The sequence below is a fragment of the Pseudomonas neuropathica genome (genome assembly GCF_015461835.1).
Classification (GTDB): Bacteria; Pseudomonadota; Gammaproteobacteria; order Pseudomonadales; family Pseudomonadaceae; genus Aquipseudomonas; species Aquipseudomonas neuropathica.
This window is the reverse complement of sequence record NZ_JACOPX010000025.1, coordinates 56,912-69,779: the sequence shown is the minus strand read 5'-3', so window position 1 is coordinate 69,779 and position 12,868 is coordinate 56,912. Positions and strand designations below refer to the sequence as shown.

Genomic DNA, 12,868 nt, shown 5'->3' with positions numbered 1-12,868 from the left:
AGGGTTTTTACACCCACGCATTTCCGCTGGCGGACTTGCAGAGCCTCGAAGATGGCAGTGACCTGGAATTGGAGTTCAAGGCAGGTTTTGGTGGTACTCAGGTTGAGAGTGAGGCTGTGACATTTGCGTTGCGTACTTACAAGATCAAGGCCTACGAAAACATAGTGCCGACCCTGGATTCGGTAAAAGGCTCGCCGAGTGGTGTCGAAATCCCCAACGCAAAGTTCACGGTAGAAACCGCCGTAACGCTGTCCGGGGTCGCCGCCAAGGGTCAGCAAATCGAAGTATTTGACGGTTCAAACCCAAAAGGCAAAGCGACTGCCGATCCCGCAACGGGCATATGGGTACTGCCGGTTACAGGTCTGAGTGTTGCTGCACACAGTTTCAAAGCCAAGGCATTGTATGGCGCGGGTGCCGAGTCGGCGGCAAGAACGTTGACCGTGACTGCAGCCACCGCTCCAACGCTGACCTCAGTAAAGGGCTCGCCGAGTGGTGTCGAAATCCCCAACGCAAAGTTCACGGTAGAAACCGCCGTAACGCTGTCCGGGGTCGCCGCCAAGGGTCAGCAAATCGAAGTATTTGACGGTTCAAACTCAAAAGGTAAAGCGACTGCCGATCCCGCAACGGGCATATGGGTACTGCCGGTTACAGGTCTGAGTGTTGCTGCACACAGTTTCAAAGCCAAGGCGTTGTATGGCGCGGGTGCCGAGTCGGCGGCAAGAACGTTGACCGTGACTGCAGCCACCGCTCCAACGCTGACCTCAGTAAAGGGCTCGCCGAGTGGTGTCGAAATCCCCAACGCAAAGTTCACGGTAGAAACCGCCGTAACGCTGTCCGGCGTCGCCGCCAAGGATCAGCAAATCGAAGTATTTGACGGTTCAAACCCAAAAGGTAAAGCGACTGCCGATCCCGCAACGGGCATATGGGTACTGCCGGTTACAGGTCTGAGTGTTGCTGCACACAGTTTCAAAGCCAAGGCGTTATATGGCGCGGGTGCCGAGTCGGCGGCAAGAACGTTGACCGTGACTGCAGCCACCGCTCCAACACTGACCTCAGTAAAGGGCTCGCCGAGCGGTGGCGAAATCCCTAACAGAGGGTTCACGGTAGAAACTGCCGTAACGCTGTCCGGCGTCGCCGCCAAGGATCAGCAAATCGAAGTATTTGTCGGTTCAAACCCAAAAGGCAAAGCGACTGCCGATCCCGCAACGGGTATATGGGTACTGCCGGTTACAGGCCTGAGCGTGGCCGAGCACAGTATTTATGCCAAGGGACTTTATGGCCCGGGGGATTCGACAGGAAAAAGGGAATTTACAGTGCTTCCGAAGTCTTTTACGGAGGGATTTGAAAAATACCCTGCGCAAGTAATAAGCACTCTGGAAACAACTTACATGACAATTACGTCCCAGCGAGTTTACGAGGGTTATGTAAGCATTATAAATAGTGGAAATGCACACCTGTATTCAGTTAGTAAACACAATAATATTGCGAGTGCCACGCTGACTCTGAAAGTACCTTGCTCTCGTATAGAGTTCACTTACTCCGTCCATCGCGGCGAAAATTCTGACGCAGCATTTACTGCTACTTTCTACGGAAATGGGCCTACACCATTGAAAATATTGAGGATTCCAGCAAATTCTCCTACGAATCCTACAAGCGTGATTGTTATAGAGCCGAATATCAGACGAATAGAGCTTAGCCATTTAACTGGAGGCGCTGGCAACTTTATTACTATTGACAACATGAAGTTTACTGCTCAGACCTAAAAGAAAAGGGGATGAATTTACTTGACCAGTGAATTAAACAGCGAGGCTTGATCAAGGTTTTTCTGCTGGCCGGGATGGCCCTTTCGCGAGCAAGCTCGCTCCCACAGGGAAACGCATTCCTGGGAGCGAGCTTGCTCACGAAGGGGCCAGTGGCGTCTCACAAAGCATCTTTTAAACTCAGGTGTTTAAAAGACACCCCCAGACACGTCTCCGAGGCTACAAATTCTTGCGCCATTGCCTACAGCTACGCCAGAATCCGCCGGCTTGTGCGCTTTGGGGTCGGGTTCTATTGTGGTCCGGTCGCTGACGAATCAGCGATCGGGTTTAGCGACTCGGACCATCTCAGTGCATCAGCGTTCGTGGCTTCGTTGTGGGACTTTTCGCCCGCAATTACGTTATGGCGGCTGTATGCGGGAGACCTTTGGGTCTACCGGGGTGCCTGTGACCGGTTCGCTAACCTGCGTACAGCTGCCACCTTCACTTGTTTAGCGACAGGGAAAGAGTGGCTCCATAACCTCAGGAGCTTCACCATGATCAAACCAACACCCAACCCGCCCGAAACCGACCCCACCTCCCCCTACGAATCCCTCGATTCGAAAAAACTCCACGAAGCCGCCGACCGCGCTCTCGATCACTACCTCTGCCCACCCGGCTCCACGCCACCGCCCCGCAAAACCCGCCGAATGTACGCCGTTACCGCAGACTTCAAAAACGAAGAACTGCTGGCGGATGCCAGCGAAACTCTCGCTTCCGCCAGAACCATCGCCCATGACTTCGCTCATCTCGTACCCGCGTCGCAGCGCAGGACGCTGCTGGGGATTGCGCAACTGATCATGCTTGGGGAACTGGCGGTGAATCGGGTGATGGATAATCTTGAGGTGCCGGGTTGACGCAGGCATTGGGGACACCGGCTGATTGATCCAGCGTCAATTCTGACGCCTTCGCGAGCAGGCTCGCTCCCACCGTTGAACGGCTTCCAAAGTGGGAGCGCGAATACTGGCTAAGGCGCAACACAAAACCTTGAGACAGAAAAAACCCGCCGCCCCGTTTCAACCGGGGCGGCGGGTTGCAGATCACTACGCCGTTAAAACCTGTTCAGGTGTAATCGGGCCAAAACCGAGCTTCTTGCCGTTGATATAGCGCGCGCCCTTGAGCAGCTCCGTACCCTCGATAACGACGACCTCGTCCTGCGGGTACATAAACGTCACCACCGATATCGGCGTCGTACGCTCCGGCAGCCCCCAAGACACTTTTGTCCGCTGCTCTATGAGGGTGAGTGCCCAATCAAACCAAATGATGGGGAGGTCTTCGATCTTGATTTCACGCTCCGGATTTTGCCAACGAAAGTCCTGCCGCGCCGTAATCAAAAGCGCATTTCCCTCTATGACGAATTGCGGCTTGCCAAATCGCCTCTCCATTTCACTGTTGATCCAGGCATCCAGGTACAAATCCGGATCGGTGAAGAGTTCGAAAAGCATCGCACTGTTGACGATTTTTCCGGCAGAAGCACCAATCACACTGTAGTGATTGTGGTACGCCAACCCCTCCAGTTCCGGCCGAATCGCGTTGTTCGACACTTCCAGATAATTGGCGCTGTAGGCGTTGGCCATCTGTTTGAAATGGGTGAAGTCCAGCATCAACTTGAAAGTTACGGTGTAACCGATTGCGCGATCGGCTGTACGCTGCTCCAACACTCCCGAGACGAATTCAACCTCCATACCTTGCAACTTTATGTAGGGCTGGTCTGCCATGATTGCTTCCTCTGAAACCCGATGCAGGCGCCGCTCCCTGGTACTCGTATCAGATGAACAGAGCGACCAATGCAGGGAAATGCCGGGAGAATTCCCATGGCAATGAGAGCGCCGGCAGGCGCAGCCGTCTACTGTCAGACTTGACAGGTTCAGAGGCTTTCCAGACAGACGGTAACCGTCAGGAATCGCGGCGCAGATCCGGCGGAATCGGCAAGTCGTCCTTGAGCGGATCCGGACGCTTGCCCTTGCCCGCACGGAACTGGCGAATCTGGTAGACGTAGGCCAAGACCTGAGCCACCGCCAGATACAACCCGCCGGGGATTTCCTGCTCAAGTTCGGTGGAGTAGTAGATCGAGCGCGCCAGCCCCGGCGATTCGAGGAGCATGACGTTGTTGGCGACGGCGATTTCGCGGATTTTCAGCGCGAGGAAGTCGCTGCCCTTGGCCAGCAGCACCGGTGCCCCGCCCTTCTCCGAGTCGTATTTGAGCGCGACGGCGTAGTGGGTCGGGTTGGTGATGACCACGTCGGCATCGGGAATGGCCGCCATCATCCGGCGCTGGGACATCTCGCGCTGGGTCTGGCGGATGCGCTGTTTGACCTCCGGGCGCCCCTCCTGATCCTTGTGCTCGTCGCGCACTTCCTGCTTGGTCATCAGCAGTTTCTTGTGCGCTTCCCAGAGCTGCACCGGCACATCGACAGCGGCGATGATGATCAGGCCGCAAGCCAGCCACAAGGTGCTCCAGCCGACCAGCGTGACGCTGTGGATGATCGCCATCTCCAGCGGTTCATGGGCGATTCGCAAAAAGTCATCGACGTCCGACGACAACACCGCCAATGCCACGCCCAAAGTGATGAGGAACTTGGCCAGTGCCTTGAGCAATTCGACCACAGCCTTGAACGAGAACATCCGTTTCAGGCCTGCCGCCGGGTTCATCCGACTGAACTTGGGCGCCATGGAGCCGGCCGCGAACAGCCAGCCACCGAGGGAGATCGGCCCGATCAGCGCCGCCAGCAACAGGGTGATCATGATTGGCTGGATCGCCAGCAGCGCCATCTGGCCCGACTGCAACAGAAACGCGCCCATGGAACCCTGATCCATGATCACTTCGCGCGACAGCGTGAAGTTCAGACGCATCAGTTCCATCAGGTCTTCGGCCAGCATGCCGCCGAACACCAGCAGCGCACCGGCACCGGCCATGGTCACGGCCAGGGTGTTGAGTTCTTTGGAGCGGGCAATCTCACCCTTCTCACGGGAGTCCTTTTTGCGTTTGTCCGTGGGGTCTTCTGTTTTGTCCTGACCGCTTTCGCTCTCTGCCATGACTCAGCGCGCCCGTGCCAGTTCGCGTAACAACTGCAAAGCCTCGGTGGCCAGCGGCTGGTACTGATTGAGAATGTCCGCCAGACCGACCCAGACGATGAACAGACCGAGGACCAGGGTCAGCGGAAAACCGATGGAGAAAATGTTCAGTTGCGGTGCGGCGCGAGTCATCACGCCGAACGCGATGTTGACCACCAGCAACGCGGTGACCGCCGGCAACACCAGCAGCAACGCCGCCCCCAGCACCCAACCGAGTTTGCCGGCCAGTTCCCAGTAATGCGCGGTCATCAGACCGCTGCCGACCGGTAGCGTGGTGAAGCTTTCGGTGAGGACCTCGAAGACCACCAGATGGCCGTTCATCGACAGGAACAACAGGGTCACGAGCATGGTGAAGAACTGCCCGATCACCGCCACCGAGACGCCGTTGGCCGGGTCGACCATCGAGGCGAAGCCCATGCCCATCTGAATCGCGACAATCTGCCCGGCGACGGCAAAGGCCTGAAAAAACAGTTGCAGGGAAAACCCGAGCACCGCACCGACCAGAATCTGCTCGGCTATCAGCAGCAAGCCGCTGAGATCCAGCGGGCTGACCGCCGGCATCGGCGGCAGGCTCGGCGCAATGCACACGGTGATGGCCACGGCGAAATACAGGCGCACCCGGCGCGACACCAGGGTGGTGCCGAACACCGGCATGACCATCAGCATCGAGGCGACGCGAAACAGCGGCAACATGAACGAGGCCACCCAGGTACTGATCTGGGTGTCGGTCAGCTGAAGCAGCGATTGCATGGCTTAGCCGATGACCATCGGGATGTTTTTGTACAACTGAATGATGTATTCCATGAAGGTCTGCACGATCCACGGACCGCCGACAATCAGGGTCACCAGCATTACCAGTAGACGCGGCAGGAAGCTCAGGGTCTGTTCGTTGATCTGGGTCGCGGCCTGGAACATCGCCACCAGCAGGCCGACCAACAGGCTCGGTACCACCAGAATCGCGACCATCAGGGTGGTCAGCCACAACGCTTCACGAAAGATATCGACCGCGACTTCCGGCGTCATGGCGAGACACCTCCGAAACTGCTGGCGAGGGTGCCGATGATCAGCGCCCAGCCATCGACCAGCACGAACAGCATGATTTTGAACGGCAGCGAGATGATCAGCGGCGAGAGCATCATCATACCCATCGCCATCAGCACACTGGCCACGACCAGGTCGATGATCAGGAACGGAATGAAGATCATGAAGCCGATCTGGAACGCGGTTTTAAGCTCGGACGTGACGAATGCCGGCACCAGAATGGTCAGCGGCGCCTGATCCGGCGTGGCGATGTCGGTACGTTTGGACAAGCGCATGAACAGTTCGAGATCGCTGGTGCGGGTCTGCGCGAGCATGAAGTCCTTGATCGGCACCTGGGCCTTTTCCACCGCTTGCTGGGCGGTGAGTTTTTCCGCCAGATACGGCTGCAGCGCATCGTTGTTCACCCGGTCGAACACCGGGGCCATGATGAACATGGTGAGGAACAGCGCCATGCCGGTGAGGATCTGGTTCGACGGCGTCTGTTGCAGACCGAGGGCCTGACGCAGAATCGAAAAGACAATGATGATCCGGGTGAAACTGGTCATCAGAATCACGGCCGCCGGAATGAAGCTCAGGGCGGTCATGATCAGCAGGATCTGCAGACTGACCGAATACTCCTGCGCGCCATCGGCGTTGGTGCCCAGCGTGATCGCCGGGATCGACAACGGATCGGCGGCGAATGCCAGCGGCGCGGCCAGCAACAGGGCCAGCGTCAAGACGATGCGTAACGCACCCATTACTTCTTATCCTTCTGATCCTTGCCGAGAATCTTCAGCAGATGCTGTGCAAATTCCGGGGTCGCTTTCTCGCTGGTATTCGGCACCTCGACCGGCTCTTTGAGCACGTGCAGCGCGGTGATGGTGCCGGGGCTGAGGCCGAGCAGAATCTGCTCGTTGCCGACCTGCACCAGCAGCAAACGGTCACGCGGGCCGAGCGCGCGCGAACCGATCAGCTCGATCACCTGGCCCTTGCCCGCCGGACCTGCCTGCTGCACCCGGCGCAACAGCCAGGCGAGGAAGAAGATCAGCCCCAGCACCAGCAACAGGCCGAACACCAGTTGCGTCAGTTGCCCGGCCACGCCGCTGGTGACCATCGGCGCGGTGGCGGCTGGCACTGTGGTCGCCGTCGACGGCTCGGCGGCCAGCACGCTCAATGGCAATGCCAGCAAAGCCCAGAGAAACCGTTTCACTCAGCGCAGCTTCTTGATGCGTTCGCTTGGGCTGATCACGTCGGTCAGGCGGATGCCGAACTTCTCGTTGACCACCACCACTTCACCGTGCGCAATCAGCGTGCCGTTAACCAGCACATCGAGCGGCTCACCGGCCAGACGATCAAGCTCGATTACCGAACCCTGGTTGAGTTGCAGCAGGTTGCGGATGTTGATGTCGGTGCTGCCGACTTCCATCGAGATCGACACCGGGATGTCGAGGATCACGTCCAGGTTCGGGCCGTCGAGGGTCACCGGATCGTTGTTCTTCGGCACGCTGCCGAACTCTTCCATCGGCAGGCGCGAGCCGCTGGCTGCGTCAGCCGCCAGCAGGGCGTCGATGTCAGCTTGACCGTCACCGGTTTCTTCCAGAGCCGCAGCCCATTCGTCAGCCAGTGCCTGGTCGTCCTGGGCGTTCATATCGTCGTTCATCATTTGTCCTCGGCGGGCAAAAATTCAGTTAAATGCTTGGGGTAGGAGCGCCGTTTCAGCGACGCTCGATCGGCTCGATCACTTGCAACGCGAGGTTGCCTTTGTGCGAGCCCATCTTGACCTTGAAGGCCGGCACGCCATTGGCGCGCATGATCATGTCTTCCGGCATTTCGACCGGGATCACATCCCCCGGCTGCATGTGCAGGATGTCGCGCAGCTTCAACTGGCGGCGGGCCACGGTGGCGCCGATGGGTACGTCGACATCGAGGACGTCCTGACGCAGCGCGTTGACCCAGCGCTCGTCCTGATCGTCGAGGTCGGACTGGAAACCGGCGTCGAGCATTTCGCGCACCGGCTCGATCATCGAGTACGGCATGGTCACGTGCAGGTCGCCGCCACCGCCATCGAGTTCGATGTGGAACGTGGAGACCACAATCGCTTCGCTCGGGCCGACGATGTTGGCCATGGCCGGGTTCACTTCCGAGTTGATGTACTCGAAATTGACTTCCATGATCGCTTGCCAGGCTTCTTTCAAATCGACGAAAGCCTGTTCCAGCACCATGCGCACCACACGCAGTTCGGTCGGGGTGAATTCACGCCCTTCGATCTTGGCGTGACGGCCGTCGCCGCCGAAGAAGTTGTCCACCAGTTTGAACACCAGTTTGGCGTCAAGGATGAACAGCGCGGTGCCGCGCAACGGTTTGATCTTGACCAGGTTGAGGCTGGTCGGCACGTACAGCGAGTGCACGTATTCGCCGAACTTCATCACCTGCACGCCACCGACGGCAACGTCCGCCGAGCGGCGCAGCATGTTGAACATGCTGATGCGGGTGTAGCGGGCAAAACGCTCGTTGATCATTTCCAGAGTCGGCATGCGTCCACGGACGATGCGGTCCTGACTGGTCAGGTCGTAGCTTTTGACACTGCCGGGTTCGGCAGCGTTATCGGTCTGTACCAGACCATCGTCGACGCCATGCAACAGCGCGTCGATTTCATCCTGGGACAGCAGATCCTGCACGGCCATGTCGTGTTCCTACTGCAGTACGAAATTAGTGAAAAGCAACTGTTCGATCACCACTTTGCCCAGCTCTTTCTGCGCCACTTCCTGGACGCTGGCGGTGGCCTTCTGGCGCAACATCTCCTGGCCGACCGGGGTCGCCAAGGTGGCGAAATCCTGACCGGAGAAGAGCATCACCAGGTTGTTGCGGATCACCGGCATGTGCACTTTGAGCGCTTCCAGATCAGCCTGATTACGCGCCAGCATGGTGATGCTCACCTGCATGTAGCGCTGACGGCCGTTCTGGTTGTAGTTGGCCACAAAGGCCGGCGCCATCGGCTCGAAAATCGCCGGCTGCTTGCCGACAGGCGCTGCATCAGCGGCTTCGGCAGGCTTGCTCTGAGCGCTGTGCATGAAGAACCAGGTCGCCCCCACGGACGCGCCAATGGCCAGCAGCAAAGCCAGCACGATCACAATGATCAGCTTGAGTTTGCCTTTGGTTGCGGGGTCTTTCACTGCTGCTGTTTCGCTCTTCGCCATGCCAATAATCCGTCACTAATCGGGTTTTCACAGTCGCACGGCAAGGCAAGAGCAAGTGTTATGCCAGAAGTGTCGGAGGATTGATCTGGAGGGCACCACAAAACCATTGTGGGAGCGAGCCAGCTCGCGAATACGGTTTAACACTCAACATTGATGCCGACTGTTATATCGCTTTCGCGAGCAGGCTCGCTCCCACAGTGAGTGGATCAGCGTTTAATCAGGCGTAATAGTCGACGGCGCTGCTGCCGATCACGCTGGTGGTTTGAGCGGCGGCTTCAGCAATGGCGGCCGGCGCCAATTCTTCATCCGCCGAATCGAGGCGACCACCGGCAGCGCTGGTGCGACCACTCTGGCCCTGCTGCGCCTGTTCCTGGCCTTGCTGACCCTGCCAGCCACGGCTCTGGTCAGAGACATTGACGTCGACCTGGCCCATGCCCTGCTGGTTGAACATTTCGCGCAGACGATGCATCTGGCCGTCCAGCGCTTCTCGCACGCTTGGATGCGCGCTCATAAAGGTCACTTGGGTCTGCTGGTCCGGAACCATGTTGACGCGAATGTCCAATCGCCCCAGTTCCGCCGGCTGCAACTGAATGTCCGCCGCCTTCAGATTGGCGCTCGACAGATACATGACGCGGTTGACCACTTCTTCAGTCCAGCCGCTCTGGTGCATGGCGATCGGCTGGTTCACCGGCACAGCGTTCGCAGTCTTCGGCGTGGCCGCCTGCGTCAGTGCCGCCAGACGGTTGGCGAAGTCGTCGACGCGGGTATCGCTGGTCGCCGTCTTGAGATCTTTGAGGCCATCGTCGATCAAGCCGCTGAACGCTTTGTCGCCACCCTGGCTGGTGCTGTCCTTGTCGGCTTGCACGTCGAGCATGCTGGCCATGCCGGCGGCGAAGGTTTGCGCGGAAGTCAATTCACCGTCGGCCTGAACCTGAGCCGGCGACGCTTTCGGTTGCGCCTGGCTGGCGGCGGAAATGTGCCCGCCCTGCTCCATCGCCATGCGTACCGCCGGCATCGAGTCGAGCGGATCGGCCGAAGGGTCGAAATCGCTGTCGGTGGCCGGTGCCGGATCTTTGACCGTACCCGGCAGTGCGGCAAGCGCAGGTGTTTCGGCTTCAGGCTGGGCAGACGCGACGACCGCCGGAGTCTGCACAACTGGCGCCGTGACTACCGACTGCACAGCGGTTGCCAATGCCGGATCGAGCGTCGGATCAACCGGTGCCGCGTCTACCACTGGCGTCTGGGCGGTGTCTGTGTTGTCGTCGCTGCTGGCGGTGCTGTCATCGGTCGCTGCGGTTTTGTCGGCAGGCAAGTCGTTGCCGCTATCGGCAACCGCCGGCTGTGCAGCGGCAGACTGATCTTTGCCGATGTCCTTTTTGCCGCTGTTGTCAGCGACCTTGTCGCGCGCCGACTTCGGCGAATTGTCAGCGGTGGCGACAGGCTTGCTCGACCCCTGATCGGCGAACACTTTAGCGAAGCTTGAGGCTTTATCCCCGGTGTCTACGGCCATAGCCGACGTTTTGGCCGAGGCAGCTTGCGCCTTGGCCTGAGCGGCATTCTGAAGAAGGATGTTGGGGGTCGCAGGCATGAAACGGTCTCCGCTGCACTGGGATCGTAGGTACAGTTGCAGAGATGACTGCAAGTGCCGGGCCAGTTTTGCCCGGCGCTCGTAAAAAGCGCCGGGCGGCGGGATCAGTGCGTGTGAGCAGGATGTTTTTCGCTTTCATAAACCGGGCGAACTTCAGCAAATTCACTACTGATCTGAGCGACCAGTTTGACTATTTCCGCCGGGCTCTTATTTTTGGCTTCCGACTCCAGCTCCTGGCAGAGCGCCGCCAAACGGACAGCCCCCATGTTGCTGGCGCTGCCCTTGAAGCTGTGGGCAACTTCCGACAAGGCCTTGGCATCCACCGCTTTTCGCAGATCAACCAAGCGACTTTCGGAATCCGTCAGAAAGGTATCCAGCAGCTCTGGATAACCATCCTCCATGACATCGCGCAGTACGCTCAGCGCCTCGCGATCAATATGTGTGTCAGTCACTTGTTCACTCCTTGATCAAGAATTGCGCGAATTATGCCTCAACCTCCCAGGAAAACTCCACGCAGGCACTACGACCTTCGTCCGACCAACTGGCGTTATGCCCCAATTGCCGGACCAGACTGACGCCGCGCCCCGACAAACGGATACCGTCCAGCGGCCTTTCCATGACTCGCGCCACATCAAAACCCTTGCCGCTGTCCTCAACGCGAATCACCAGCCGGCCGCCCTCGCCTTGTGGCTGCACCTGCAGATGCACACGGACAAAGCCATCCTGCAGCGCCTCGAGCCGATCGTTGCGCTGCTGATAATAGCGAGCAAAACCCGCCGCATCGCGCTTGAGGCTGGAGTCCAGACCCAGCACGCCATGCTCCAGTGCATTGGAATACAACTCGGCCAGCACGCTATATAAAGCACCACTCTGCGCCCGCAACCCATGCACCTCAAGCAGCAACTGCAACAGGTACGGCAACGGATTGAAACGCTTGAGCGTGGCGCCACGAAACTCGAAGCTTACCGACCAGTCGAGCGGGCACGACTGGCCGCTGTCGGAATACACCGGCGCCGACGGTTTGACCTGCGCCGGCTCCAGCAGGCTGACCTCGACCATGCTGACATCGTCGCGCGCCTCGCCACGAAAATCCCGCAGCGCCTGCTCGATATCCTCGAACAAGCGATCCGGCTCGCGATTGGCGGCGAACACCTGCTGCAAACGCTCGACGCCGAACAGTTGATCACTGGCGTCACTGGTGTCGATCACCCCGTCGGACAACAGGAACACCCGATCACCGGCGGCCATCGGATGCACTTCCGTACGGTCATCGAACGCCTGTGCGCTGAGCACCCCCAACGGCAAGTGCCGCGCGGCCAGCGGCACACGCTCGCCAGTGGCAATCCGATGCAGATAACCGTCAGGCATGCCACCGTTCCACACTTCGACCGAACGCCGCTGAAAACTCAGGCACAGCAACGTGGCGCAGCAGAACATGTCCACCGGCAGGATGCGTTTGAGCTTGGCGTTCATCTCGCGCAGGGTTTCCGCCAGGCCGTAGCCCTTGGCGGTCATGCCGTAGAAGACTTCGGCGAGCGGCATGGCGCCCACTGCTGCCGGCAGCCCGTGACCGGTGAAATCGCCCAGCAACACATGCATGTCGCCCGCCGGCGTATAGGCCGCCAGCAGCAGGTCACCGTTGAACAAGGCATAGGGCGATTGCAGGTAGCGCACGTTAGGCGCACTCAGGCAGCCGGAATGCGCCACCTTGTCGAAAACGGCTTTGGCCACACGCTGTTCGTTGAGCAGGTAATCATGATGTTTGGCGATCAGGTCGCGCTGCTGCCGCACGGTTGCCTGCAAGCGGCGCAAGCGATCCATCGCCTTGATTTTGGCGGCAAGGATCACCTGGTTGTAAGGCTTCGCCAGAAAGTCGTCGCCACCGGCCTCCAGACAACGGGCCAGCGCTTCGCTTTCAGTCAGCGAGGTGAGGAAGATGATCGGCACCAGGGTTTCACCCGCCAGCGCCTTGATCCGCCGCGCGGCTTCGAAGCCGTCCATGACCGGCATCATCGCGTCCATCAGCACCAGATCAGGTTGCTGTTGGCGAAACAGATCGACCGCTTCGGCACCGTTGGCCGCCGTCAAGACGTTATGGCCCTGACGACGGACGATGGTCGACAGCAACAGGCGATCGGCGGCGCTGTCTTCGGCGATCAGTATGGTCAGCGGCTCTTGCGCCTGCATGGCTG

Annotated in this window: 13 protein-coding genes and 1 pseudogene; 2 read left to right on the top strand and 12 right to left on the bottom strand. The window is 59.0% G+C overall.

Features of this window, described 5'->3' with window-relative positions; all coding sequences use genetic code 11:
* A pseudogene (locus tag H8F23_RS27375) lies at positions 1-1,763 on the top strand (hypothetical protein); the annotation flags it as partial.
* Positions 1,764-2,293: 530 nt separating this feature from the next.
* Positions 2,294-2,653 carry a DUF6124 family protein gene (locus H8F23_RS27370; RefSeq protein ID WP_194936434.1) on the top strand — a complete coding sequence of 120 codons (360 nt, stop codon included), beginning with the start codon at positions 2,294-2,296 and terminating at the stop codon, positions 2,651-2,653.
* A gap of 186 nt (positions 2,654-2,839) precedes the next feature.
* On the opposite strand, the gene H8F23_RS27365 is transcribed toward H8F23_RS27370, so the two are convergent.
* From H8F23_RS27365 to H8F23_RS27310, 12 genes are all read right to left on the bottom strand, one after another.
* Positions 2,840-3,514 (bottom strand): hypothetical protein, encoded by a 675-nt coding sequence (locus tag H8F23_RS27365; RefSeq protein ID WP_194936433.1) that lies wholly within the window; start codon positions 3,512-3,514, stop codon positions 2,840-2,842.
* A 178-nt stretch (positions 3,515-3,692) separates the two neighbouring features.
* Positions 3,693-4,832, bottom strand: a complete 1,140-nt coding sequence (flhB, locus tag H8F23_RS27360; protein WP_194936432.1) for a flagellar biosynthesis protein FlhB — start codon at positions 4,830-4,832, stop codon at positions 3,693-3,695.
* A 3-nt stretch (positions 4,833-4,835) separates the two neighbouring features.
* Positions 4,836-5,621, bottom strand: a complete 786-nt coding sequence (gene fliR, locus H8F23_RS27355) for a flagellar biosynthetic protein FliR (protein ID WP_093439752.1) — start codon at positions 5,619-5,621, stop codon at positions 4,836-4,838.
* A 3-nt stretch (positions 5,622-5,624) separates the two neighbouring features.
* Positions 5,625-5,894: a flagellar biosynthesis protein FliQ gene (gene fliQ / locus H8F23_RS27350; RefSeq protein ID WP_041072975.1), complete on the bottom strand. Its 270-nt coding sequence runs from the start codon at positions 5,892-5,894 to the stop codon at positions 5,625-5,627.
* A complete protein-coding gene (gene fliP, locus H8F23_RS27345; protein WP_064121002.1) occupies positions 5,891-6,649 on the bottom strand; it encodes a flagellar type III secretion system pore protein FliP in 759 nt (252 codons plus the stop codon). The genes fliQ and fliP overlap by 4 nt, the downstream gene beginning before the upstream one ends.
* Positions 6,649-7,101, bottom strand: a complete 453-nt coding sequence (gene fliO, locus H8F23_RS27340) for a flagellar biosynthetic protein FliO (RefSeq protein WP_194936431.1) — start codon at positions 7,099-7,101, stop codon at positions 6,649-6,651. The genes fliP and fliO overlap by 1 nt, the downstream gene beginning before the upstream one ends.
* Positions 7,102-7,551, bottom strand: coding sequence for a flagellar motor switch protein FliN (gene fliN / locus H8F23_RS27335; protein WP_007920031.1), 450 nt, complete (start codon positions 7,549-7,551; stop codon positions 7,102-7,104).
* Between the two features lie 55 nt (positions 7,552-7,606).
* A complete protein-coding gene (gene fliM / locus H8F23_RS27330) occupies positions 7,607-8,575 on the bottom strand; it encodes a flagellar motor switch protein FliM (RefSeq protein ID WP_003222890.1) in 969 nt (322 codons plus the stop codon).
* Between the two features lie 9 nt (positions 8,576-8,584).
* Entirely contained in the window at positions 8,585-9,088 is a 504-nt protein-coding gene (gene fliL, locus H8F23_RS27325) for a flagellar basal body-associated protein FliL (RefSeq protein WP_007920033.1), read from the bottom strand.
* 217 nt (positions 9,089-9,305) lie between these two features.
* Complete coding sequence (locus H8F23_RS27320) at positions 9,306-10,676, bottom strand: flagellar hook-length control protein FliK (protein WP_194936430.1); 1,371 nt, start codon at positions 10,674-10,676, stop codon at positions 9,306-9,308.
* A 104-nt stretch (positions 10,677-10,780) separates the two neighbouring features.
* Positions 10,781-11,128: an Hpt domain-containing protein gene (locus H8F23_RS27315; RefSeq protein ID WP_194936429.1), complete on the bottom strand. Its 348-nt coding sequence runs from the start codon at positions 11,126-11,128 to the stop codon at positions 10,781-10,783.
* A gap of 31 nt (positions 11,129-11,159) precedes the next feature.
* Positions 11,160-12,863, bottom strand: a complete 1,704-nt coding sequence (locus H8F23_RS27310) for an ATP-binding SpoIIE family protein phosphatase (protein ID WP_194936428.1) — start codon at positions 12,861-12,863, stop codon at positions 11,160-11,162.
* Positions 12,864-12,868 lie beyond the last annotated feature (5 nt).

Bases quoted from the DNA above. Each gene is read 5' to 3' on its own strand.
- H8F23_RS27370 (WP_194936434.1), top strand. From the start codon at position 2,294: ATGATCAAACCAACACCCAACCCGCCCGAAACCGACCCCACCTCCCCC.
- H8F23_RS27365 (WP_194936433.1), bottom strand. From the start codon at position 3,514: ATGGCAGACCAGCCCTACATAAAGTTGCAAGGTATGGAGGTTGAATTC.
- flhB (WP_194936432.1), bottom strand. From the start codon at position 4,832: ATGGCAGAGAGCGAAAGCGGTCAGGACAAAACAGAAGACCCCACGGAC.
- fliR (WP_093439752.1), bottom strand. From the start codon at position 5,621: ATGCAATCGCTGCTTCAGCTGACCGACACCCAGATCAGTACCTGGGTG.
- fliQ (WP_041072975.1), bottom strand. From the start codon at position 5,894: ATGACGCCGGAAGTCGCGGTCGATATCTTTCGTGAAGCGTTGTGGCTG.
- fliP (WP_064121002.1), bottom strand. From the start codon at position 6,649: ATGGGTGCGTTACGCATCGTCTTGACGCTGGCCCTGTTGCTGGCCGCG.
- fliN (WP_007920031.1), bottom strand. From the start codon at position 7,551: ATGAACGACGATATGAACGCCCAGGACGACCAGGCACTGGCTGACGAA.
- fliM (WP_003222890.1), bottom strand. From the start codon at position 8,575: ATGGCCGTGCAGGATCTGCTGTCCCAGGATGAAATCGACGCGCTGTTG.
- fliL (WP_007920033.1), bottom strand. From the start codon at position 9,088: ATGGCGAAGAGCGAAACAGCAGCAGTGAAAGACCCCGCAACCAAAGGC.
- H8F23_RS27320 (WP_194936430.1), bottom strand. From the start codon at position 10,676: ATGCCTGCGACCCCCAACATCCTTCTTCAGAATGCCGCTCAGGCCAAG.
- H8F23_RS27310 (WP_194936428.1), bottom strand. From the start codon at position 12,863: ATGCAGGCGCAAGAGCCGCTGACCATACTGATCGCCGAAGACAGCGCC.